The 23756-nt window shown below is 69.0% G+C and carries 20 protein-coding genes and 2 pseudogenes; 10 read left to right on the top strand and 12 right to left on the bottom strand.

The window, feature by feature from the left end; all coding sequences use genetic code 11:
* Window positions 1-505: 505 nt before the first annotated feature.
* Window positions 506-1627 (bottom strand): annotated as a pseudogene (gene dnaA / locus OG974_RS21730) (chromosomal replication initiator protein DnaA); the annotation flags it as partial.
* A gap of 108 nt (window positions 1628-1735) precedes the next feature.
* Window positions 1736-2275, bottom strand: a pseudogene (gene dnaA / locus OG974_RS21725) (chromosomal replication initiator protein DnaA); the annotation flags it as partial.
* 355 nt (window positions 2276-2630) lie between these two features.
* Here dnaA (OG974_RS21725) and rpmH point away from each other — a divergent pair.
* The 9 genes from rpmH (at window position 2631) to OG974_RS21680 (ending at window position 9067) form a co-directional block, all read left to right on the top strand.
* Window positions 2631-2768: a 50S ribosomal protein L34 gene (gene rpmH, locus OG974_RS21720; protein WP_008741645.1), complete on the top strand. Its 138-nt coding sequence runs from the start codon at window positions 2631-2633 to the stop codon at window positions 2766-2768.
* A gap of 21 nt (window positions 2769-2789) precedes the next feature.
* Window positions 2790-3164, top strand: a complete 375-nt coding sequence (gene rnpA, locus OG974_RS21715; RefSeq protein WP_229337897.1) for a ribonuclease P protein component — start codon at window positions 2790-2792, stop codon at window positions 3162-3164.
* The gene (gene yidD, locus OG974_RS21710; RefSeq protein WP_078613072.1) at window positions 3161-3442 is read left to right on the top strand and encodes a membrane protein insertion efficiency factor YidD; all 282 of its coding nucleotides are present in this window, start codon (window positions 3161-3163) and stop codon (window positions 3440-3442) included. Before rnpA ends, yidD begins: the two co-directional genes overlap by 4 nt.
* A 3-nt stretch (window positions 3443-3445) precedes the next feature.
* A complete protein-coding gene (gene yidC, locus OG974_RS21705; RefSeq protein WP_327284323.1) occupies window positions 3446-4549 on the top strand; it encodes a membrane protein insertase YidC in 1104 nt (367 codons plus the stop codon).
* A gap of 15 nt (window positions 4550-4564) precedes the next feature.
* A complete protein-coding gene (locus OG974_RS21700) occupies window positions 4565-5077 on the top strand; it encodes a R3H domain-containing nucleic acid-binding protein (protein ID WP_327284321.1) in 513 nt (170 codons plus the stop codon).
* Window positions 5078-5215: 138 nt separating this feature from the next.
* Window positions 5216-5932: a 16S rRNA (guanine(527)-N(7))-methyltransferase RsmG gene (gene rsmG / locus OG974_RS21695; protein WP_327284320.1), complete on the top strand. Its 717-nt coding sequence runs from the start codon at window positions 5216-5218 to the stop codon at window positions 5930-5932.
* Between the two features lie 235 nt (window positions 5933-6167).
* On the top strand, window positions 6168-7253 hold the full coding sequence (locus OG974_RS21690; protein WP_327284319.1) for a ParA family protein: 1086 nt from the start codon (window positions 6168-6170) through the stop codon (window positions 7251-7253).
* The gene (locus OG974_RS21685) at window positions 7250-8344 is read left to right on the top strand and encodes a ParB/RepB/Spo0J family partition protein (protein WP_327284318.1); all 1095 of its coding nucleotides are present in this window, start codon (window positions 7250-7252) and stop codon (window positions 8342-8344) included. Before OG974_RS21690 ends, OG974_RS21685 begins: the two co-directional genes overlap by 4 nt.
* Window positions 8345-8449: 105 nt before the next feature.
* Window positions 8450-9067, top strand: coding sequence for a GNAT family N-acetyltransferase (locus tag OG974_RS21680; RefSeq protein ID WP_327284317.1), 618 nt, complete (start codon window positions 8450-8452; stop codon window positions 9065-9067).
* An 86-nt stretch (window positions 9068-9153) separates the two neighbouring features.
* On the opposite strand, the gene trxA is transcribed toward OG974_RS21680, so the two are convergent.
* The 7 genes from trxA to OG974_RS21645 form a co-directional block, all read right to left on the bottom strand.
* Window positions 9154-9498, bottom strand: coding sequence for a thioredoxin (gene trxA, locus OG974_RS21675; RefSeq protein ID WP_327284316.1), 345 nt, complete (start codon window positions 9496-9498; stop codon window positions 9154-9156).
* Between the two features lie 55 nt (window positions 9499-9553).
* Window positions 9554-10513, bottom strand: coding sequence for a thioredoxin-disulfide reductase (trxB, locus tag OG974_RS21670; RefSeq protein WP_327284315.1), 960 nt, complete (start codon window positions 10511-10513; stop codon window positions 9554-9556).
* A 124-nt stretch (window positions 10514-10637) separates the two neighbouring features.
* Window positions 10638-11582, bottom strand: a complete 945-nt coding sequence (locus OG974_RS21665) for a zf-HC2 domain-containing protein (protein WP_327284314.1) — start codon at window positions 11580-11582, stop codon at window positions 10638-10640.
* Entirely contained in the window at window positions 11579-12280 is a 702-nt protein-coding gene (sigM, locus tag OG974_RS21660) for an RNA polymerase sigma factor SigM (protein ID WP_327284313.1), read from the bottom strand. The genes OG974_RS21665 and sigM overlap by 4 nt, the downstream gene beginning before the upstream one ends.
* Before the next feature lie 136 nt (window positions 12281-12416).
* On the bottom strand, window positions 12417-14147 hold the full coding sequence (locus tag OG974_RS21655; protein ID WP_327284312.1) for a protein kinase family protein: 1731 nt from the start codon (window positions 14145-14147) through the stop codon (window positions 12417-12419).
* A 117-nt stretch (window positions 14148-14264) separates the two neighbouring features.
* Complete coding sequence (murJ, locus tag OG974_RS21650; RefSeq protein ID WP_371644150.1) at window positions 14265-16439, bottom strand: murein biosynthesis integral membrane protein MurJ; 2175 nt, start codon at window positions 16437-16439, stop codon at window positions 14265-14267.
* A 46-nt stretch (window positions 16440-16485) separates the two neighbouring features.
* The gene (locus OG974_RS21645; protein WP_328763215.1) at window positions 16486-18753 is read right to left on the bottom strand and encodes a DUF6049 family protein; all 2268 of its coding nucleotides are present in this window, start codon (window positions 18751-18753) and stop codon (window positions 16486-16488) included.
* Window positions 18754-18937: 184 nt separating this feature from the next.
* On the opposite strand from OG974_RS21645, the gene OG974_RS21640 reads away from it, so the two are divergent.
* Window positions 18938-20404 (top strand): CCA tRNA nucleotidyltransferase, encoded by a 1467-nt coding sequence (locus OG974_RS21640; RefSeq protein WP_327284309.1) that lies wholly within the window; start codon window positions 18938-18940, stop codon window positions 20402-20404.
* Between the two features lie 53 nt (window positions 20405-20457).
* Here the strand turns inward: OG974_RS21640 and OG974_RS21635 are convergent, their stop codons facing one another.
* From OG974_RS21635 to OG974_RS21625, 3 genes are all read right to left on the bottom strand, one after another.
* Entirely contained in the window at window positions 20458-21723 is a 1266-nt protein-coding gene (locus tag OG974_RS21635) for an MFS transporter (RefSeq protein WP_327284308.1), read from the bottom strand.
* Window positions 21724-21828: 105 nt separating this feature from the next.
* Complete coding sequence (locus OG974_RS21630) at window positions 21829-22911, bottom strand: inositol-3-phosphate synthase (protein ID WP_327284307.1); 1083 nt, start codon at window positions 22909-22911, stop codon at window positions 21829-21831.
* 49 nt (window positions 22912-22960) lie between these two features.
* Window positions 22961-23563 (bottom strand): PadR family transcriptional regulator, encoded by a 603-nt coding sequence (locus tag OG974_RS21625; protein WP_030292615.1) that lies wholly within the window; start codon window positions 23561-23563, stop codon window positions 22961-22963.
* Window positions 23564-23756: the final 193 nt, after the last annotated feature.

The following is a 23756-nucleotide window of genomic DNA, read 5'->3' as shown; positions in this document are numbered from 1 at the left end:
CTCCACAGGTGTGTCCCCAGCTTTCCCCCAGTACTCCACAGCCCAAACGTCGACTTCCGTGTGACGGCTTTCACTCCGGGCGGTGATGGGGGGTGCAATGTTGCCGAACAGTGGACAGCGGTGTGGGTAACCCGCCGCATCCTGTGCACAGGATGCGGGAACCTGTGGGTCAGCGGTGGACAAAGGAGTGGATGAGCCTGTGGATGAAAGTTCTGTCCACAGGCTGTGGATGAAGCTTGCGCACAAATCCACAGGCAGCTGACCAGCTCTGATGGTGCCTCATGCCGGATCCCTGTGGACAGATTGTGGGTGACGGAAGCCGTCCCCACCCTGTGGACGGAAGAAAGTCGGGGAATCTGTGGATGAGTTGCTCCACAGGGGGCGTATTCGAACAGGTCAGGGGCGCGCGAACGACGAAGGGCGCCCCCGAAGTACCCCGGGAGCGCCCTCTGGATGCGTTTGAAGAAGCTCAGCAGACCGCGTCAGCGCGGCCGCAGCCGCCGGCTCAGCCGTTCTTGATGCGGTTGGTGAGCTCGGTGACCTGGTTGTAGATCGAGCGCCGCTCCGCCATCAGGGCGCGGATCTTGCGGTCCGCGTGCATGACGGTGGTGTGGTCGCGGCCGCCGAACTGCGCCCCGATCTTCGGCAGGGAGAGGTCCGTGAGCTCCCGGCACAGGTACATGGCGATCTGCCGTGCCGTGACCAGGACGCGGCTGCGCGAGGAGCCGCAGAGGTCGTCCACGGTGAGCCCGAAGTAGTCGGCGGTGGCCGCCATGATGTCCGACGCCGTGATCTCGGGTGCGGAGTCCTCGCCGCCGGGGATCAGGTTCTTGAGGACGTCCTCGGTCAGGCCCAGGTCCACCGGCTGCCGGTTCAGGCTCGCGAAGGCCGTGACCCGGATCAGCGCCCCTTCCAGCTCGCGGATGTTGCGCGAGATGCGGGAGGCGATGAACTCCAGTACCTCCGGCGGGGCGTTGAGCTGCTCCTGTACGGCCTTCTTGCGCAGGATCGCGATACGGGTCTCCAGCTCGGGCGGCTGGACGTCGGTGATCAGGCCCCACTCGAAGCGGTTGCGGAGCCGGTCCTCCAGGGTGACGAGCTGCTTGGGCGGCCGGTCGGAGGACAGCACGATCTGCTTGTTGGCGTTGTGGAGCGTGTTGAAGGTGTGGAAGAACTCCTCCTGCGTCGACTCCTTGCTCGCGAGGAACTGGATGTCGTCGACCAGCAGGATGTCCATCTCGCGGTAGCGCTTGCGGAACGCGTCGCCCTTGCCGTCGCGGATCGAGTTGATGAACTCGTTGGTGAACTCCTCGGAGCTCACGTAGCGCACGCGGGTGCCGGGGTAGAGGCTGCGCGCGTAGTGCCCGATGGCGTGCAGCAGATGCGTTTTGCCGAGGCCCGACTCCCCATAGATGAAGAGGGGGTTGTACGCCTTGGCGGGCGCCTCGGCGACGGCCACCGCGGCGGCGTGCGCGAAGCGGTTGGAGGCGCCGATGACGAAGGTGTCGAACAAGTACTTGGGGTTCAGTCGGGCGGTCGGCTCCAGCGGGCCCGAGGTCGAGCCGCCCGACGGGGCGGGCGGCGGTGCGGGCCGGCCGGGCGCCGGGCGCGGGGCCGGCTGCTCGTACTGCTGCTGCTCGTACGGATGGGACTGCTGCGGCGGGCGGGGCTCGTACTGCTGCTGTTCGTAGGAACCCTGCTCGTAGCCGTTGGGCTCGGACTGCTGGAGGTAGCCCGGCTGCGGGGAGGCGTACGGATCGCGCTCGGGGAAGCCGCCGAGGCGCGGCTGCTGCCATCCGTAGTCCTCTTGCTGGCCGCCGCGGGGCCAGGCGCCGGGCTCGGGGCGCGACTGCTGGTAGTCCGGGTAGGCGGGGCGGGCGCTCGGGAGCTGGTCGTCGGACGGGCCGCCGGGGCCGGTGTGGCCGCCGCCGCGCTGGCCGCCGTACGGCTCGTACGACTCGGGGCGCTGCTGGGGGGATGCGGGCAGGGGCGCGGGCTCGCCGGCGGAGTCGTCCACGGTGATCGCGATACGGATGGGTCGGCCGCACTCACGGCTGAGCGCATCGCTGATCAGCGGGGCGAGCCGACCCTCCAGGACGCGCTTCCCGTACTCGTTGGGTACGGCGAGCAGCGCGGTGTCGGCGACGAGGGCCAGGGGCTGGCAGCGCTCCACCCACTGCTTGTCCTTGGGCTCGATCGACTGCTGTCCCTCCCCGAGGAGCTTTTCGAGCACCCTTGGCCACACTGCGGCAAGATCGGCAGGTACGTCAGCCACAGAGCACGCTCTCTCACAGGGGTCCCACGAATGTGTGGTTCTTTGGGACGGTCGGGACAAAAAAACCGGGATCAGACAACGGTAGTCAGCCCGACGGGTACGGTTCAAGTCGTTGTCCACAGCCTGTGCACAGTGTGAGGGCAGGTAGCCTCGGTTTGACCGGATGGCGTAGCCGCGCGTACCGTAACGAGGTCGAGTTGTCGATGGCTGCTGCCGCCTGCCTACCGATGGGCGAAGATCACCTTTTGTGATCGTTTAGCGGTGCCACTCGGGCGAACACGCGAGTTTCCTCGTGGGCGCACGGTGACAGCCAGGCGATGTCCCGCCACAACGATTCATTCTCTGGAGCCCCCGAGTGAGCAAGCGCACCTTCCAGCCGAACAACCGCCGTCGTGCCAAGACCCACGGCTTCCGTCTCCGGATGCGTACCCGTGCCGGTCGCGCGATCCTCGCGAACCGTCGTGGCAAGGGCCGCGCAGCCCTTTCCGCGTAACAACGCGCAGGTCGTGACGTCGTGCTGTCTCCCGAAAATCGGCTGAGGCGGCGCGAGGACTTCGCGAGCGCGGTACGCCGAGGTCGTCGGGCTGGTCGCCCGCTCCTTGTCGTCCACCTACGTACAAGCGGTGCAACGGACCCGCACGAGCCGGGGGAGATCGATCCCTCGACGCGTGCGGGTTTCGTCGTCAGCAAGGCCGTGGGTGTCGCCGTCGTCCGTAACCGGGTGAAGCGCCGTTTGCGCCATCTTGTCCGCGAGCGCCTCTCACAGCTGCCCGCCGGTAGCCTGGTGGTGGTGCGGGCATTGCCCGGCGCGGGTGATGCCGGTGCCGACGAACTGGCCCGGGACCTGGATGCCGCTCTGACGCGGCTCCTGGGAGGCGTGGCTCGATGAAGTACCCGCTGCTCGCATTGATCAAGCTGTACCAGTGGACGATCAGTCCGCTGCTCGGGCCGGTGTGCCGTTACTACCCCTCGTGCTCGCACTACGGGTTCACGGCCATCGACCGGCATGGTGCGGTGAAGGGGACGGTTCTGACCGGCTGGCGGATCCTGCGGTGCAATCCGTGGTCCGCCGGTGGTGTCGATCATGTCCCACCCCGTAAACGCCCGCGTTGGCACGAGCAGCTGCGCAGTGCGTTGCGTAGATCTCGCAATGCTCAAGGAGCCTGATTAGTGGACACGATTGCCAGTCTGTTCAGCTTTATCACCACGCCCGTGTCGTGGGTCATCGTCCAGTTCCACAGCTTGTACGGTGCGATCTTCGGCCCGGACAGCGGCTGGGCCTGGGGCCTGTCCATCGTGTCCCTGGTGGTCTTGATCCGCATCTGCCTGATCCCGCTCTTCGTGAAGCAGATCAAGGCGACGCGTGGCATGCAGGCGCTCCAGCCGAAGATGAAGGCGATCCAGGAGCGCTACAAGAACGACAAGCAGCGCCAGTCCGAAGAGATGATGAAGCTGTACAAGGAGACGGGTACCAACCCGCTCTCCTCGTGCCTTCCGATCCTGGCGCAGTCCCCGTTCTTCTTCGCGCTGTACCACGTGCTCTCGGCCATCGCCAACGGTCAGACGATCGGCGTCATCAACCAGTCGCTGCTGGAGAGCGCGCGTCAGGCGCACATCTTCGGCGCCCCGCTGGCGGCGAAGTTCACGGACAGCGCCGAGAAGGCCGCCTCCCTGGGCGCCTCGATCACGGATGTCCGCATCGTGACCGCGGTCATGATCGTCATGATGTCGCTGTCGCAGTTCTACACCCAGCGCCAGCTGATGCAGAAGAACGTCGACCTCTCGGTCAAGACGCCGTTCATGCAGCAGCAGAAGATGCTGATGTACATCTTCCCGCTGATCTTCGCGGTCATGGGCATCAACTTCCCCGTGGGTGTTCTCGTCTACTGGCTGACCACGAACGTGTGGACCATGGGCCAGCAGATGTACGTCATCAACCAGAACCCGACGCCGGGCAGCAAGGCGCAGGACCAGTACCTGACCCGTCTGGTGAAGCACGTGACCACGCACGGCGAGGTCAAGAGTCGGGGCAAGAAGAAGATCGTCGCGGCGATCGTGGCCAAGGGCCCGGACCGCAACGACAACGAGCGCAAGTTCATCACGGCTCTCACGAAGCAGGGCATGGCTGCACAGGCGGACGGCTCCGTGATCAAGAGTGCCGAGGCCACGGCCGACGCGGACGCGGCGAGCGGTGGTGCCGCCAAGCGGCAGCAGCCCAAGCGGCAGACGAAATCGCAGCGCCAGACGCCCCCCAAGCCCTCTTCCAAGAAGTAAGAAGGAGTCCCTCCCGTGACGGAAGGCACCACCACGGCCGCCGCTGAGAGTGGCGACACCCTCACCCGCCTTGAGCAGGAGGGCGAGATCGCGGCCGACTACCTTGAGGGTCTGCTGGACATCGCCGACCTGGACGGGGACATCGATATGGACGTCGAGGCCGACCGGGCCGCGGTGTCCATCGTGAGCGACTCGGCCGGCCGCGATCTCCAGAAGCTCGTGGGCCGGGACGGTGAGGTTCTGGAGGCTCTCCAGGAGCTGACCCGCCTCGCCGTGCACCGCGAGACCGGCGACCGCAGCCGGCTGATGCTCGACATCGCAGGCTTCCGTGCGAAGAAGCGCGAGGAGCTGGCGGCGCTGGGCGCCAAGGCGGCCGCGGACGTGAAGGCGTCCGGGGAGCCGCTGAAGCTGGCGCCGATGACGCCGTTCGAGCGGAAGGTCGTCCACGACGCCGTGGCGGCTGCGGGTCTGAAGAGCGAGTCGGAGGGCGAGGAGCCGCAGCGCTTCGTCGTCGTGCTCCCGGCCTGACCGCAAGCCTGAGTGTGTTCGGCCCCGTCTGTGTCGCAGACGGGGCCGATGTTTGTCAGCCTGGCAGTGCCTGTCTGGGCGGTGCCAGTTCGTGCAGTGCGTTTTCAACGATCCATGCGGTACGGAAGGACGGTCCCCGTGACGGAGGCAGCGGAGCTTCCCCCGGCGCCTGAAGAGGCGCGCGCGGTGTTCGGCGAGTTTTTCCCGGAAGCTGTGCGGTATGCGGAGCTGCTGGCGGACGCCGGGGTCAAGCGCGGCCTGATCGGCCCGCGTGAGGTGCCTCGGCTGTGGGAGCGGCACCTGCTGAACTGTGCGGTGCTGTCGGAAGTGGTGCCCGAGGGCGTCACCGTGTGCGACGTCGGCTCTGGTGCCGGCCTGCCCGGCATTCCGCTGGCTCTGGTGCGGCGCGATCTGAAGATCACGCTGCTGGAGCCGCTGTTGCGGCGGACGACCTTCTTGCAGGAGGTCGTGGAGCTGCTGGGCCTGGACCACGTCACGGTGGTGCGGGGCCGGGCCGAGGAGGTTCTCGGCAAGGTGCAGCCGGTGCACGTGGTGACGGCGAGGGCCGTGGCTCCGCTGGACCGGCTGGCGGGCTGGGGCGTACCCCTGCTGCGTCCGTACGGGGAGATGCTCGCCCTGAAGGGCGACACCGCGGAAGAGGAGCTGGTGGCGGCGAAGGTCGCGCTGGCGAAGCTGGGTGTGGTGAAGACCTCGGTACTGCACGTGGGCGAAGGTGTGGTCGATCCCATGTCCACGGTCGTCCGAGTGGAGGTCGGAGAAAGCCCCGGTGGAGTGAGGTTCGCGGCCAAGCGGGCTAAGGCCGCTCGCACCAGCCGGACCCGTCGTCGTCGCTGATTCAAGGTCCGTTGCGCCCTATAGGTATGGATTTCGGAGTGTCGTAGCGGCCTGAAGACTCCGCGCGGGCATCGTGTTTCACGTGAAACGTCGCTCTCTGCTGCACGGAATCATCAGCCGCGGCCGTGCGGCTGCGGCCCCCCGTCACCGCAAGGACGAAGGGGGGACGGAGTTGTCCACAACGGTGGATTCATCCACAGGAGTACGGGCCCCGCTGGTTCGCGACCCGGGTGACATGGCAGGCTCTGTTCATCGCGAGCCTGATGTCGAGGAGAGTGACACCGTGCGGTCCGACGCCAACCTCGCGGGGCCGATGGCCGACCCGGTCCCCGGTCCCCGCTCTGAAACGGCGGGCGACGATGTTTCACGTGAAACATCGTCGCCCCTCGTAGACAACGACACGCCCATCGGCCGTGCCGCCCAGCTGGCCGTAGAGGCTCTGGGGCGCAGCGGCGAGCGGCTACCCCGCCCGGAGCAGACGCGGGTCATCGTGGTCGCCAACCAGAAGGGCGGCGTGGGCAAGACCACGACGACCGTGAACCTGGCGGCCTCTCTGGCTCTGCACGGTGCGCGGGTGCTGGTGGTCGACCTCGACCCTCAGGGCAACGCGTCCACGGCGCTCGGCATCGATCACCACGCAGATGTGCCCTCGATCTACGACGTGCTCGTGGACAGCCGGCCGCTCCTGGAGGTCGTCCAGCCGGTGGTGGACGTCGAGGGGCTCTTCTGCGCTCCGGCCACGATCGACCTCGCGGGTGCGGAGATCGAGCTGGTCTCGCTGGTGGCCCGGGAGAGCCGGCTCCAGCGGGCCATCCAGGCGTACGAGCAGCCGCTGGACTACATCCTGATCGACTGCCCGCCCTCGCTGGGGTTGCTCACGGTGAACGCACTGGTGGCCGGCGCCGAAGTACTGATCCCGATCCAGTGCGAGTACTACGCGCTGGAGGGCCTGGGCCAGCTGCTGCGCAACGTCGACCTGGTGCGGGCCCACCTGAATCCGACGCTCCACGTGTCGACGATCCTGCTGACCATGTACGACGGCAGGACCCGGCTGGCTTCACAGGTGGCGGAGGAGGTGCGCACCCACTTCGGCAAGGAGGTGCTGCGCACGAGCATCCCGCGGTCCGTGCGCATTTCCGAGGCGCCGAGCTACGGCCAGACGGTGCTCACGTACGATCCGGGTTCCAGCGGCTCCCTTTCCTACCTGGAAGCGGCGCGTGAGATCGCGCTGCGGGGGGCCGGAATTTCGTACGACGCCCAGAACGCCCACTTGGGCGCAGGCATGAACAGCACCCAGAGTGTGGTGGAGGGGATCCAGTGAGTGAGCGACGTAGGGGTCTGGGGCGGGGGCTCGGCGCGCTGATCCCCGCCGCTCCTCAGGAGAAGACGCCGCCGGTGATCGGCGCCGGTTCGACGTCTCCGTCGGCCGTGCCGCTGCTGCCTTCGGAGCGCGGTGTTGCGGCGGCGAAGCTGGCTTCGCTTGCGCAGGCAGACGCTGTTTCACGTGAAACATCGGCTGCGGTCGTGGTCGTGGAACAGCCCGAGGTCGGGGAGCCCGAGGCCAATGTGGTCGCCGGGGCGACGTTCGCGGAGCTCCCGATGGACGCGATCACGCCGAACCCGCGGCAGCCCCGTGATGTGTTCGACGAGGACGCGCTGGCGGAGCTGGTGACCTCCATCCAGGAGGTGGGTCTGCTTCAGCCGGTGGTGGTCCGACAGTCTGCTCCGGGCCGCTACGAGCTCATCATGGGTGAGCGCCGGTGGCGGGCGTGCCGGGAGGCCGGGCTGGAGCTCATTCCGGCGATCATCCGGGCGACGGATGACGAGAAGCTGCTGCTGGACGCGCTGCTGGAGAACCTGCACCGGGCGCAGCTGAACCCCCTGGAGGAGGCGGCCGCGTACGACCAGCTGCTCCAGGACTTCAACTGCACGCACGACCAGCTGGCGGACCGGATCGGGCGTTCCCGTCCGCAGGTGTCGAACACGCTGCGTTTGCTGAAGCTGTCACCGCCGGTACAGCGCCGGGTGGCCGCGGGAGTGCTCTCGGCCGGGCATGCGCGGGCACTGCTGTCGGTGGAAGAGTCCGAAGTCCAGGACCGGCTGGCGCACCGGATCGTGGCCGAGGGCCTGTCGGTGCGCGCGATCGAGGAGATCGTGTCGCTGATGGGCTCGGAGCCTTCGGGAGCCGTGAAGCCGAAGGGTCCGCGGGCCGGCGCCCGGGTGGCTCCGGCGCTCAGCGAGCTGGCGACGCGGCTGTCGGACCGGTTCGAGACGCGCGTGAAGGTGGATCTGGGCCAGAAGAAGGGCAAGATCACCGTCGAGTTCGCCTCGATGGAGGATCTGGAGCGGATCCTGGGGACGCTGGCTCCGGGCGAGGGCCGGGTGCTGGAGCAGGGATTGCCCGGGGAGTGAGTCTCCGGCCGCCGAGGGGCGGGTCGTGCCGGTGCGAACCGGTGCGGTCCGCCCCTTTGCCTTGTTGCGGTTTCGCCCGTTTCGGGCTGTGGATACGATGCGCTCATGGGGCGTCGGTTGGTACCACTCACGTTGGACAACCTCCAGGACCTGCCTCGGCGTTGCCGGTCCTGTGTGTTCTGGGAGTTGGATCCGGTCAGCGGTGAGGCCGCCGTGAAGGCGGGGACTCCGGCGCAGGAGAAGGAGGCGTGGATCTCCGCCGTCCTGCTGGAGTGGGGCTCGTGCGGCCGTGTGGTCTACGTGGATGAAGTCCCGGTGGGATTCGTGCTCTACGCGCCCGCGGCGTACGTTCCGCGGGCCACGGCTTTCCCGACGAGTCCGGTGTCTCCGGACGCAGTGCAGCTGATCACGGCGTGGATCATGCCGGGCTATCAGGGGCAGGGCCTGGGACGGGTGATGGTCCAGACGGTGGCCAAGGATCTACTGCGGCGTGGCTTCCGCGCGATCGAGGCGTTCGGGGATGCGCGATGGGAGGGGCCGGCGTGTCTGCTGCCGGCCGAGCACCTGCTGGCCGTGGGCTTCAAGACGGTACGGCCGCATCCGGTGCATCCGCGGCTGAGGCTGGAGCTGCGCTCGACGCTCTCATGGAAGGAAGACGTGGAGCTCGCGCTGGACCGGCTACTCGGTGCGGCGCGGAAGGAGCCGGCGCTACGCCCGCTGTGATGTGCGAAACGGGGCCACCCCCTTCAGGGGGCGACCCCGTTTCACGTGAAACGCTCCCGGCGGCAGCCGGGTGGAGCTTCTAGCCGTCAGACAGCCGGCTTGATGGTCACGAAGGCGTCGAGGTCACGCAGGATGGCGGCCTTCGGCTTGGCACCCACGATGGTCTTGACGACCTCGCCGCCCTGGTAGACGTTCAGGGTCGGGATGGACATGACGCCGTACTTGGCGGCCGTGCCCGGGTTCTGGTCGATGTTGAGCTTGACGATCTCGATCTCGTCGCCGTACTCGGCCGCGATGGCCTCCAGGGACGGAGCGATCTGGCGGCACGGGCCGCACCATTCGGCCCAGAAGTCCACCAGGACGGGCTTGTCGCTCTTCAGGACCTCGTCGTCGAAGTCGGCATCGGTCACGTTCTTGAGGGTGCCGGCCACAGCGGCCTCCTAATTCTTCCTGCGGGGTGTGGGGTGTGGGGGGTATGCGTGGGGGTCAGACCGTCGCGTGGGCCTTCTCGGCGTCCGCGAGGGCGGAGAGGAAGCGCTCGGCGTCCAGGGCCGCGGAGCAGCCGGTGCCCGCGGCGGTGATGGCCTGACGGTACGTGTGGTCCACGACGTCGCCGGCGCCGAACACGCCGGTGAGGTTGGTGCGCGTCGAGGGGGCGTCGACCTTGAGGTAGCCCTCATCGTCGAGCTCCAGCTGGTCCTTGAACAGCTCGGTGCGCGGGTCGTGGCCGACGGCGATGAACAGGCCCGTCACGGGGAGCGCGGAGGTCTCACCGGTCTTGGTGTTGCGCAGAGTGAGGCCGGAGAGCTTCTGCTCGCCGTGGATCTCGGCGACCTCGCTGTCCCAGGAGAACTTGATCTTCGGGTCGGCGAAGGCGCGGTCCTGCATGGCCTTGGAGGCGCGCAGGGCGTCGCGGCGGTGCACGATGGTGACGGACTTGGCGAACCGCGAGAGGAAGGTGGCCTCCTCGATCGCGGTGTCGCCGCCGCCGACGACGGCGATGTCCTGGTCCTTGAAGAAGAACCCGTCGCACGTGGCGCACCAGGAGACGCCGCGACCCGAGAGGGCGTCCTCGTTGGGCAGTCCGAGCTTGCGGTGCTGCGAGCCGGTGGTGACGATCACGGCCTTGGCGCGGTGCACGGTGCCGGCGGTGTCGGTGACGGTCTTGATGTCACCGGTGAGGTCCACGGTCACGATGTCGTCGGGAACGAGCTCGGCGCCGAAGCGCTCGGCCTGGCCGCGCATGTTGTCCATGAGGTCCGGACCCATGATGCCGTCCTGGAAGCCGGGGAAGTTCTCGACTTCGGTGGTGTTCATCAGCGCGCCACCTGCGGTCACGGCGCCTTCGAAGACCAGCGGCTTGAGCGAAGCGCGTGCGGTGTACAGGGCGGCGGTGTAGCCGGCCGGCCCGGAACCGATGATGATCACGTTTCGTACGTCGCTCACGGGTATGTTCCTCGTCTCTGTGGACTGCGCGCTGCTTGTCGGGGGCCGGTGCGGACTCTCACCCCACCCAACGGATCCTACGGCGCATGCATTCCCGTCCCGGTTCCGTGCCGACCCGAAGGTGTCAGCTCCGCGGGTAGGTCCGGGTCAGCAGTGGTTGCCCGGAGCCCGTCGACGCAGGAGTGTCCGCGCAGCCCGCCCCGACCAGGTAGGCGTCCACCCGAGCGGAGTCGCCCGGATGCGGCAGGACGAGCAGGTAGACCTCCGTGCCCTGATAGTTGCCGCGTTCGGCAGCGAGCGGGGTGTCGGGACGGCCGGTGGCCTCCTGGACGCACGACGGGACCGGAGGGGTTTGCGTGTTCCCGTCCCCTGGCACCCGCAGGGGGGAAGGCGTGTTCTCCAGCCCGTACGTGTTGTTCTGCTGTTCCTCCTGGGGTGCGGTCTTGGCCCCCTGTCCGGGGCCGAGGAGCCGGCGGACGTTGTCCTGGAGGCCCTGTGCGGTGTACGCGCCCTCGGAGGGGGCCACGGATGCCGCGCTCGTCCCGGATTTACGCGCGGCAGTGTCCGGCGAGCCCGTCCCGAGCAGGTTGCCCGCGAGGAAGACGGCGAGGGCGCAGGCTGCCGCTCCCGCCAGGCCCGCGATGACGGTGATCCGACGACGGGCACGCCGGCGCCCGGGGCCGGATGCGCCGGCCGGGTGACCGGCGGGTCGCCGGGGACCCTGGCCCGCCGGTGCGGCAGGCGATGTTTCACGTGAAACATCGCGCTGGGCGGCGGGCCCGGAGGTCGGGACGGCTTCGGCCCGGGGCGCGGTGGAGTCGAGGAGGGCCTCTGCGGCGAGGGCCGCGTCGATGCGCCCGGCGATGTCGGCAGGCATCCTGGGCGGTCCTGGCAGGGTGCCCAGGAGCGACCGGATCTCCTCCAGGGAGGCGTGGACGTCGGCACACAGCGGGCAGTCGGCCAGATGGCGGCGTACCTCGGCGGCCCGGACCGGGGAGAGGAGCCCTTCGGTCAGGTCGGAGATCTCCGAGACGTCAGGGTGCCGGATCGTGCCGGTTGTGGGAGTCACGTTCGTCCACCTCCGCCCTTCACCGTGTCTGCGTCTGGGGCTGGCTGACTGGGGTCTGCCGCTGGTGGGACGGCTGTCCCCGGCGTCCGGTTCCTTCCCCGCTCAGCGGCGGTGTTATCCCCGGCATTCGTGCGCAGATGAGTGAGCATCGGGAGGAGTTTCGCCCGGCCGCGCGCACACCGGCTCTTCACCGTGCCGGTGGGGACGTCGAGGATACGGGCGGCCTCGGCGACGGGGTAGGCCTGCATGTCGACGAGGACGAGGGCGGCCCGCTGGTCGGCCGGGAGCGTGCCGAGGGCGGCCAGGAGTTGCCGGTGGAGGTCTTGGCGCTCGGCAGGGGCCTCTGCGGACTCGTGCGGCTCCAGGAGCCGCTCCAGGCGCTCCGTGTCGTCGAGGGGCGAGGTCCTGCGGGAGGCGGCCTTACGGGCCCGGTCTAGGCATGCGTTGACGGTGATGCGGTGGAGCCAGGTGGTGACGGCCGATTCCCCGCGGAAGGTGTGGGCGGCCCGGTAGGCGGAGACGAGGGCGTCCTGCACCGCGTCGGCGGCTTCCTCGCGGTCGCCGAGGGTCCGCAGGGCCACGGCCCACAGTCGGTCGCGGTGGCGCCGCACGAGTTCCCCGAAAGCGTCGGGATCCCCGGCGACGTGCAGCGCCAGCAGTTCCTGGTCGCTGCGGTCGTCTCCCGTTGCTGAGTGCATCACACCTCGCTTCTTCCCGGGATGGAGAGTAGAGCCTGTGCGGGCCCCGCACGAGGGGCCGGTTCATACGTCAGGAGCCATGGTGGGTCGGGGATGGTTCCCCGGCCCACCATGGCTCCTGCGCGGTGCTGGTGGCTCAGCCAGCCTGGCCCAGCACCTTGATCTCGTTGATGCCGCCGCGGTAGCTGTCACCCGAGCCCTCGGACGGCAGCGAGGTGATGTGCACCAGCACGTAGCGGGTACGGATCGGGGTTTCGAGCGTGGCCTGGAGCTTCTTCTGGGCCGTCTCCAGCTTGGTGATCGTCTGGTTGAAGTCGGAGAAGGCGTTCGCCGGGGAGCCTTCCGGGCCCGCCGCGCGCACCTGGATCTTCTGCCCCGGCGCGTACAGGTCGATGTCGACTCCCGACACGTTCTGCACGCTGCCGAGGTCGACGATGATGCCGCTGCCGTCCAAGCGCCCCGTCAGGTTGCCGAAGTTGGGGAAGCCGTCGTACCGCGGGGTGATCCACGCCGTGTCGGGATTGCCGTCGACGGCCTTTCCGCTGTCCTTGGCGTTCACGCCCTCCTCGCCGCCGTAGGCGATGACGGAGGCGTGCTTGATGTCGAGCGGCTTGCCCGGCTCCTTGTTCTTCGGTGCGTCCTCGGCGGGCGCCTTGGGCTGCGAGTTGCCCGAGCCCGCGTTGTTGCGTCCCAGGAGGGTGTCGGCGAGCTGCCAGCTGCCCAGGCCGAGGGCGGCGATCAGCAGGGCGGCGACACCCCACTTCAGGACCCGGCCGGTACGGCTCTGCAGCGGGGGCGGCGGGGGCGGGACGGAACGCACCGGCGCCGTGGGGGTGCCCGGCGTCATGGGCCGGCCGTAGCTGCCCTGCTGGTAGGTGGTGTGCTGGTACTCCGGCGGCGCGGTGAAAGCGGGCTCCGGCGGCCGGATGCGGGGCATCGCGGCGACGGCCTTCGCCAGTTCCTCGGGAGTGGTGCAGGCGGGCTCCTGACGGGACGCGGTGGCTCCGTCGTTGGCGAGGGCGCGCATGGCGAGCTCCCCCAGCCCCCGGTGCACCCCGGCCCGTACCTGGTCGGGAGCGAGCAGGCCGACGCCCTTGGGCAGGCCGGTGAGGCCGTACGCGTCGCTCTCGTAGGGCCAGCGCTGGGTCAGGGCGGCGTACAGCAGTGCGCCGATGGCCTCGGTGTCCGCGCGCTGCGGGGTGTCGCTGGTGATGCCGCGCAGGGCGGCGTTCACGGCGAGCCCGCGGATGCGGTACTGGCCCGTCGACGTGCGCAGTATGGCGCTGGGCGTCAGGCGCAGGTGCGCCAGGCCCTCCCGGTGGGCGGCGGCCATGGCCTGGGAGACCTGGGTGACGAGCTGGTAGGCCTCGTGGGGCTCCAGGGGGCCCGAGGCGAGGAGTGCGGTCAGCTCGGTGGCGTCGGGCAGCCATTCGTGGACGACGTAGACGAGGTCGTTCTCCTCCACCGCGTCGAGGACGTGGACGAACCGGGGGTCGCCGAGCAGCGCGGAGGAGCGGGCGGCGGCCAGCACGGCGCGGGCCCGAGGGTGGTCGGCGGGCAGCAGATGGACGCCCACGGCACGGCGCAACTTCTCGTCCATGGCGCGCCAGCTGCTGAATCCGTCCAGACGGGTGACGCACTCTTCGAGCCGGTAGCGCCGGGCCAGCTTGTGGCCGCTGTGGAGTTCGGGCGCGGCCGCAGAAGCCGCTTTTCTGCGTTCGCCGTCCTTTTCGGGCATGGATCCGTCCGCGGCTCGTCCGTTCTGGGTGTCCACCCCGTCGGCCGTGGCCTTCGCCGCATCTGCGGCCGGCGGCTTGTTGCCGCCGTTGTCGGCCACGTCGACGGCAGCCGTGCTACGTTCCGCCACCGTCGTTCCTGCCTCCCCATCCGTTACGCGCTGTCGGCCAGTCTGCGAAGCCATGCCAATTGTGCCCACAGTCCGGCGCTATGCACGACACGCGAAGGGGTCCGACGGTTGTGCGCATCAGCGCCCCATGCGTCCGCGGACCATTCCGACCATGGCGTTGAGCTCTTCGATGCGCATCCGCTTGGCTGCCACGAGGAAGACGGCGGCCAGCGCAGCAGCGCCGGCGGCCAACGCGGCGAGCGAGCCGGTGACTCCGCTGCCGAGCCACTGGGTGACAGCGTAAGCGGCTGCGCCGCCCACGGCGGCGGCGGGGACGCAGGCGCCGGTGAGGCGGGCGTAGGTGCGCATCACGTGGGCGCCGTCGAGGTCGCCGCCCAGCCGGTTGCGCAGGCGCCGCCAGGCGACCCCGACGCCGACGGCGTAGCCGAGGCCGTAGGCGGCGGCCATGCCGACGACCGCCCAGCGCGCGGGGAGCACGAAGAACGCGGCGGTGGAGACGGCCGCGTTGACGGTGGCGACGATGACGGTGTTGTAGAAGGGCGTCCGGGTGTCCTCGTAGGCGTAGAACCCGCGCAGGACGACGTACTGGACGGAGTACGGGATCAGCCCGAGGCCGAACGCCATCAGGACGTAGCCGATGTTCTGGGCGCCGGATCCGGAACCGGCGTACAGCAGCGTGGCCATGGGGACGCCGAGGGCGAGGAACGCGAAGGCGCACGGCACGATCGCGACGGCCGAGGTGCGCAGCCCGTAGGAGATGTCGTCGCGGACGGCGGCCGCGTCCCCGTCGTGGGCGGAGCGGGAGATGCGGGGCAGTACGGCCGTCATGACGGAGACGGTGATGATGGCCTGCGGCATCTGCCACAGCAGCAGCGCGTAGTTGTAGGCGGTGATGCCGGTGCCGGAGTGGCCCTGCTTCTCGGCGACGGATCCGGCCCAGGTGGCGAGCTGGGTGACGACGACGAGACCGATCTGGTTGGCGAGGACGAAGAAGAACGTCCACTTGGCCAGGCCGGCCGCCTTGCCGAGGCCGTGCCCCTTCCAGTCGAAGCGCAGGCGCGGCTTGAAGCCGGCGTCGCGCAGGTAGGGCAGCATCGCGAGGGCCTGGACGGTGAGGCCCAGGAGGGTGCCGAGGCCCAGCAGGCGGACACCGTCGGCGGTCACGGTGGTCGCGCTGACACCGGAGGTGGTGAAGCCGCCGAAGGCCCAGATGAAGGCACCGAAGGTGGTGATGACGACGATGTTGTTGAGGACGGGGGTCCACATCATCGCGCCGAACCGGCCGCGTGCGTTGAGGATCTGACCGAGGACCACGTGCACGCCCATGAAGAACATGGTCGGGAGGCAGTAGCGGGCAAAGGCGACCGCCACCTCCATCTGCTGCGGGTCGGACGCGAGCTTCGGCGACATCATCGTGATGAACACGGGCGCGGCGAGGACACAGATCGTGGTGATGGCGGCCAACAGCACGACGACGAGCGTCAGGAGGCGGTTGGCGTAGGCCTCGCCTCCGTCGTCGTCCTGCTTCATGGCCCGCACGAGCTGCGGGATGAAGACGGCGTTGAGCGCACCGCCGCCGACCAGCACGTAGATCATCGTCGGCAGGGTGTTGGCGATCTGGTACGTGTCGTTGAACGTGCCGACGCCGATGGCGCCGGCGATGACGAGGGTCCGCATGAAGCCGGTGATGCGGGAGACGATCGTGCCGGCGGCCATGAGGGCGCTGGACTTCAGCAGGCTGGAGGCGCGGCCGGCGGGCTTGCTCGGCGCCGGGGCGGCGACGGGGGCGTCCTCCGCGGGGGTGCGGGGAGCTCCCTGCTGGTCCCGGTAGAGGTGCGCGAAGGCGTCCGGCTCGGGCTGTGCGTCCGCGGCCTTGGTGACCAGGGAGTCCACTCCGACGAACTGGGTGGTCGTCGCGTGGTCGCCGTACGGCAGGTGCCGGGAGGGACCGTCCGGCTCGGGCGGCGGGGTCTGGGCCCAGACGTGCGGGTCGGGGGCGTGCACAGGGGCCTGCGGGGCCGCGTAGAGCGGGCCGGGCTCCTGGTAGGTGCCGGGCGGCGGCGGCGGGTGCGAAGCTCGGTCGTAGAGGACCTCGGCGACGGGGTCCTGGGCCGACAGGTCCTGCGACCGGTAGGGGTCGTAGTCGTAGGCGTCCTGGACATACGGGTCGCGGTCCGGCGCGGGCGCAGGCACGGAGACCTGCCCGGGCACCGGAGTGCCCGGGGCAGTGCCCTGGGAGGGCGCGGGCCCACCAGTGCCCTGCGCGCGGTCACCGTCGTACGGCGCGTTCATCGAAACCCCACCTCATCGTCCCCAGGCCGACCGGCCACGGCATCGCTCAACGGTCCACTGTCTCACCCGTGCCGGACGGGCCGGTGCTTTGCGGTCCGGTGTCCGGGGTCTCGTCACTCGGCTGCGTGCTCTCCTCGCCGGCCGCCCGGGCTGCGACGCGCTTGCGGCTGGCGTACATCTTGATGCCTGCCAGGACGAGGAGCAGGACGCCGCCGGCGATGACGAGCATGACGGTCGGAGTGATCTCGGTGGCCTCGACGGTGAACTTGCGGGCCTTGCCGTAGGGAACGCCGTCGGTGGTGAAGAGCTGTGCCGTGACCTCGACGGGCCCGCTCGCGGTGGCGTTGGCGGTGAACTTGACCGTCTGGCTGTGTCCGCCGGCGACGGTCACTTCTTGCTCGGCCTGGCCGCTGTCGCCGAACATCAGGCGGGTCGGGTTGGCGGACTTCACCCGCAGGACGAGGTTGTGGACGTCCTGGACGAGGCTGTTCTGGACGCTGACCGGGATGGTCGCGCTGTGTCCGGACAAGGTGGCGTCGGACTTGGGGACGACCTTGACCTTCTCGGTCAGGCCGATGAGGTACTCCTGCACCTGGTCCCGGTAGAGCCTGCCCTCTTCGGGGCGGCCGCGCCAGGAGGTGGACATCTCGCGGTTGGTGGTGTTCCCAAAGGGGATCTCCACGCGGTCGGGGGCGCTGAGGATCACCTTGAAGTGGTCGAGGGTGTTCTGGGTGGTGCGGATCTTCTCGAAGGCGGAGACCGGGAGCTCCGTCTTGCGCAGCGCCTCGGGGTACTGGCCCGCGCCGGGGACCTGGGTGTTGACGCCCGGGTCGGGCTTGGCGGTGGCCGCGGTGTCGAGGTCGGCCGGCTGGGTCCAGCGGCCCGCCTGGAGCCCGCGTATGGCGGCCGCCATCGACTGCACCTGGCTGGTGGAGGGCATCCGCTGCGGGGTGACGACGAAGCTGCGCTGGTTGTCGGTCTTCTGCAGGTTCAGGGCGAGGCTCTGGGCGAGGAAGCGCTGCACGGCCAGGGTGGCGTTCCCGGCGTTCAGCATGTCGCCCTCGAAGGCGGTGGAGAGGTCGGCGTCGGCGACGACGGCGGTGGTGCCCGCACCGATGGGACGGGCCGCCGAGGGCGTGTAGCCGAGGGCGCCGGTCTCCTGGAGGCTGTCGCTGCGCGTGAGGACGTTGTGGGCGCCCGCCGAGGTCGCCACATTGACGATCGACGGGTCGATGGCGCCGTCCACAGGCCAGGAGAAGTCGGTGGACGGGGTGACGTGCAGGACGGTCTCCACGGCCTGCTTCGCCTTGTCGGTGGCCGGCCGCAGCTGGCCCAGGGTCCCCGAGACGTCCTTGCCCTGGTGGGCGAGGGAGGCGATGTCGGGGTCGGCGAACGGCAGCGCGACGATCTTCTTGCCTTGGACCGCGGTCTCCAGGGAGCTCAGCCACTGTTCGGCGACGGCCTTGTTCTTGCCCTGGACGATCCGGCCGTCCGGGGTGCGGTACCGGTAGCCCTTGGTCATCGCGTCGACCGTGTACAGCAGGTCGGGGTCGATGACCCAGGTGACGGGCAGGTCCTTGCCGAGGGCGACCATCTGCTGGAGGCGCCCGCCGGACTTGAGCTCCTCGGCGAGGGAGTCGTCGAGGAAGACGGGGGTCTGCAGCTCGTCCGAGCCGGTCTCGGCGGTCAGGCGCGTGGTGGAGATCAGGGGCCACAGGTAGGTGATCTGGGAGCGCTTGGCGGCGGCCTCCGGCTGCCAGGGCAGGAAGGTCCGCTTGATGCCGAGGACCTGCTCGTACTGGCGGCTCTCGGTCTCGCCGGACAGCGAGACGCCGAGCTGGTAGACGCCGTCCTTGTCCAGCTCCAGCTTGTTCACCGGGACCGTGAGGGTGAAGTCCTGCTTCACCTTCGACGGCAGCGAGGGGATCTTCACGGCGAAGGCCTGGTCGATCTCACCGGGATCCGTGCCCGCCCGGAAGCCGGCGCGTTCCGCCGCCTCGTCGATCGAGGCCCGGTCGCTGAGGGCGGGCCCCACCCGCAGACCCACGTGCGCGCCGGTGATCGTCTCGCGGCCGTTGTTGACCACGCTGCCGGAGATCGTGAGGGTGTCGCCCTTGACCGGGGCCGTGGGCGCCATCTCGTCCAGCTGTACGTCGACGGTTCCCCCGTCGGCGGCCTGGGCGGCCTGGGGAGCAGGCGAGTAGACCAGAGCGGCGAGCACGGGGGTCCCTGCCAGCAGGACGATGGCGCGCCGCAGCCAGCGGCGCCGGGCAGGAGCGGGCGGTGCCCCCTGGATGTCTGCCGCCTCGGCCACGCGCTAGCCCGTCCCTCGAAGTGTCAGTGGTCGTCGTTCGTGCGTCCACAGATGGTAACGAGACCCGCCGTGCGCGAGTGCCGCGCCTTGCTCCACATGATCGGCTCCGCTTCCGGGCCGCCGGGCGCCGGGGTGCCGTAAACGAGGAAGCCCCAGCCGGGCCGGGCACGTACCCTTTTCTGTTGTGCCGAACGCCAACGAAGACAATCCCAGTGCCCTGAGTCAGGTGCAGCACCACGCGGTCAGCGAACTGCTGCGGGTCGCCCCTGTCGCCGACGAGCTCGGCCGCCGGTTCCAGGAGGCCGGCTTCCGCCTTGCCCTGGTCGGCGGGTCCGTACGCGATGCGCTGCTCGGGCGTCTCGGCAACGACCTCGACTTCACCACCGATGCCCGCCCCGAGGACGTTCTGAAGATCGTCCGGCCGTGGGCGGACTCGGTGTGGGACGTCGGCATCGCCTTCGGCACCGTCGGAGCCCAGAAGGGCGCCCGCGTCGGAGGCGCTGATCGAAACTTCCAGATCGAGGTCACCACCTACCGCTCGGAGTCGTACGACCGCACCTCGCGCAAGCCGGAGGTCTCCTACGGCGACTCGATCGACGAGGACCTGGTCCGCCGCGACTTCACCGTGAACGCGATGGCGGTCGCGCTTCCGGAGAAGGAGTTCGTGGATCCCCACGGCGGCCTGGAGGACCTCCAGGCGGGCGTGCTGCGCACTCCCGGCACCCCGGAGGACTCCTTCTCCGACGACCCGCTGCGGATGCTGCGTGCGGCGCGCTTCGCCGCCCAGCTCGACTTCGAGGTCGCACCCGAGGTCGTGGCGGCGATGAAGGCGATGTCGGAGCGGATCGAGATCGTCTCGGCGGAGCGGGTGCAGGGCGAGCTGAACAAGCTGCTGCTGTCCACGCACCCCCGCAAGGGCCTGGGCCTCCTCGTGGACACCGGGCTCGCCGACCACGTCCTGCCCGAGCTGCCCGCCCTGCGGTTGGAGAGCGACGAGCACCACCGGCACAAGGACGTCTACGACCACTCGTTGATCGTGCTGGAGCAGGCCATCGCGCTGGAGCAGGACGGTCCGGACCTGGCGCTGCGGCTGGCGGCTCTGCTCCACGACATCGGCAAGCCGCGCACCCGTCGCTTCGAGAGCGACGGCCGGGTCTCCTTCCACCACCACGAGGTGGTGGGCGCGAAGATGACCAAGAAGCGCATGACCGCGTTGAAGTACTCCAACGACATGGTCAAGGACGTGTCCCGGCTGGTGGAGCTGCACCTGCGCTTCCACGGCTACGGGGACGGCGAGTGGACCGACTCCGCGGTACGGCGCTACGTCCGCGACGCCGGCCCGCTCCTGGACCGCCTGCACAAGCTGACCCGGTCCGACTGCACCACGCGCAACAAGCGCAAGGCCAATGCCCTCTCCCGCACCTATGACGGTCTGGAGGAGCGCATCGCGCAGCTTCAGGAGCAGGAGGAGCTCGACTCCATCCGTCCCGACCTGGACGGCAACGAGATCATGCAGGTCCTGGGCACCGGCCCCGGCCCGGTGATCGGCAAGGCCTATGCCTTCCTGCTGGAGCTGCGGCTGGAGAACGGCCCGATGGAACGCGCCGCCGCCGTCGCTGCGCTCAAGGAGTGGTGGGCCGCGCAGGCCTGAGGCATGGCGGACCGGAGCGATGTTTCACGTGAAACATCGCTCCGGCCGACGCTTCACACGGGCGCGCCCTGCCGCTTCAGGCAGGCCGCGTTCACCGCGTAGAGGGCGGCCACGCTCACGATCAGTAGGACGGACTGGCCGTCCGGCGGGAGCATGAGGGCGGCCACCGCGGCCGCGCTCACGAACGCGATGTTGAACAGCACGTCGTAGACGGAGAACACACGGCCGCGGAAGTCGTCGTCCACATGGGACTGGATGGCCGTGTCGGTGGAGATCTTGGCGGCTTGGGTGGCGAGGCCGAGCACGAAGGCCGCGACCAGCATCGGTCCGGGTTCGAAGAACAGGCCGAGCGGGGGCACCAGGATCGCGGCCCCGGCGGAGCAGGCCGTGATCCAGCCACGGGTGCCCAGACGGCCCACCAGCCATGGGGTGACGACGGCAGCGGCGAAGAATCCGGCCCCGGAGACGCCGACCGCGATGCCCAGCAGGGCGAGACCGGCGGATTCGCCGTCCGACCAGGAGTAGCGGCAGAGCATGAGGAGCGTCACGAACAGGGCGCCGTAGCAGAAGCGCATCACGGTCATGGCAGTGAGCGTCTGGGCCGCCTCGCGCCGGGAGGCCAGGTGCCGCAGCCCTTCCACCATGCCCCGGAAGGTCAGCACGACCCCCTCGGCGACCGAAGGGTGCATCCGTCCGGCCGGGTGGTCCGGACCGAGCAGGCCCACGGCCAGACGTAGCGAGACCAGGCCCGCACACAGGTAGAGCCCGGCACCCAGCAGCACCACCAGGGCGTTGGAGTCCGAGGCCAGCAGCTGCATGAGGAAGGCGAGTCCCCCGCCGGCGACCGCCGCGAGCGTCCCGGCCGTGGGCGAGAGCGAATTGGCGGTGACCAGCTGGCCGGGGCCGACGACGTGGGGCAGGGAGGCGGCGAGCCCGGCCAGCACGAAGCGGTTGACCGCGGTCACCGACAGGGCCGAGGCGTAGAAGAGCCAGTCGGGGACGTGCGCGACGATCAGTACGCCGGTGACGCAGGCCAGGAAGGCGCGCAGCAGGTTGCCGTAGAGGAAGACCTGGCGCCGCCGCCAGCGGTCGAGCAGCACCCCGGCGAAGGGGCCGATCAACGAGTAGGGCAGCAGCAGCACCGCCATGGCCGAGGCGATGGCCGCGGGCGAGGTCTGCTTCTCGGGGGAGAACACCACGTAGGTGGCGAGTGCCACCTGGTACACGCCGTCGGCGGCCTGGGAGAGCAGCCGTACGGCGAGCAGGTTGCGGAAATCCCTCAGGCGCAGGAGTACGCGCAGATCACGTACGACAGGCATGAGGGCAAGGGTCACATACGCGGAGGGTCCCCGGGCACATTGCCCGGGGACCCTCCGCGGAAGAACAGTCGAAGACCAGGTGTCCGAAGACCCGTGGGGTCCGACCTAGCGCTCGACCTCGCCCTTGATGAACTTCTCGACGTTGACCAGGGCCTCGTCGTCGAAGTACTGCACCGGCGGGGACTTCATGAAGTAGCTGGAGGCCGAGAGGATCGGGCCGCCGATGCCGCGGTCCTTGGCGATCTTCGCGGCGCGCAGGGCGTCGATGATGACGCCGGCGGAGTTCGGGGAGTCCCAGACCTCAAGCTTGTACTCAAGGTTCAGCGGGACGTCGCCGAAGGCGCGGCCTTCGAGGCGGACGTAGGCCCACTTGCGGTCGTCGAGCCACGCGACGTAGTCGGACGGGCCGATGTGGACGTTCTTCTCGCCGAGCTCGCGGTCGGGGATCTGCGAGGTGACGGCCTGCGTCTTGGAGATCTTCTTCGACTCCAGGCGGTCGCGCTCCAGCATGTTCTTGAAGTCCATGTTGCCGCCGACGTTGAGCTGCATGGTGCGCTCAAGACGGACACCGCGGTCCTCGAACAGCTTCGCCATCACGCGGTGCGTGATGGTGGCGCCGACCTGCGACTTGATGTCGTCGCCGACGATCGGGACACCGGCCTCGGTGAACTTGTCGGCCCATTCCTTGGTGCCGGCGATGAAGACCGGGAGGGCGTTGACGAAGGCGACCTTGGCGTCGATGGCGCACTGGGCGTAGAACTTCGCCGCAGCCTCGGAACCGACGGGCAGGTAGCAGATCAGAACGTCGACCTCGCGGTCCTTGAGGACCTGGACCACGTCGACCGGGGCCTCGGGGGACTCCTCGATCGTCAGGCGGTAGTACTTGCCCAGGCCGTCCAGGGTGTGGCCGCGCTGCACGGTCACGCCCTTGTTGGGGACGTCACAGATCTTGATCGTGTTGTTCTCGCTGGCGCCGATGGCGTCCGAAAGGTCGAGGCCGACCTTCTTCGCGTCGACGTCGAACGCGGCGACGAACTCGATGTCACGCACGTGGTAGTCGCCGAACTGGACGTGCATCAGACCGGGGACCTTGGCCGCCGGGTCGGCGTCCTTGTAGTACTCGACGCCCTGCACCAGCGAGGCGGCGCAGTTGCCCACGCCGACGATGGCTACGCGAACCGAACCCATTCCGGTTGCTCCCTGTTTGTTCTCGGACGAGGTCTGCGAGGTGCAGACCTCATTTTGCTGTTTCGTCGGGCGGACCGGGTCGTCTCTGATCCCGTCCCGCCCGCTCACTCTCGATGAGCTCGTTCAGCCAGCGCACTTCGCGCTCGACGGACTCCATTCCGTGCCGCTGCAGCTCAAGCGTGTAGTCGTCGAGGCGTTCCCGTGTGCGGGCGAGGGAGGCGCGCATCTTCTCCAGACGCTCCTCCAGCCTGCTGCGGCGGCCCTCAAGGACCCGCATGCGCACTTCCCGCTCGGTCTGGCCGAAGAAGGCGAAGCGCGCGGCGAAGGACTCGTCCTCCCAGGCGTCCGGGCCCGTGTGGGACAGGAGCTCTTCGAAGTGCTCCTTCCCCGCTGCCGTCAACCGGTAGACGATCTTGGCGCGGCGCCCTGCGAGTGAAGTGGCGAGAGCGTCTTCCGGGGCGTTGCCCGGTTCTTCGATCAACCAGCCGTTGGCGACCAACGTCTTGAGGCAGGGATAGAGCGTGCCGTAGCTGAACGCCCGGAACACCCCCAGTGAGGTGTTGAGCCGCTTGCGGAGCTCGTACCCGTGCATGGGGGATTCGCGAAGCAGGCCGAGGACGGCGAATTCGAGGATGCCTGAGCGCCTGCTCATCCGCCTGCCTCTCCTTCGCCCCTGAGTTTTATACCGAGCTGATGTATCGACTCGATACATCCAGACGATAGAACGGGCCGTCTTCGGCGACAAGGGGTGAGGTAGTGACCGGCGTCACATCACTAATTCGTACCAGGCGAGTTGCCTGATTTGGGGTGAACTTCGGCACTGTTCGGGTTTTGAGCGTGCGTAG

Origin of the sequence: Streptomyces sp. NBC_00597 (assembly GCF_041431095.1) — a bacterium.
Lineage (GTDB): Bacteria > Actinomycetota > Actinomycetes > Streptomycetales > Streptomycetaceae > Streptomyces.
The sequence above is the reverse complement of the archived record's forward strand: the minus strand, read 5'-3'. Positions and strand labels throughout refer to the sequence as shown.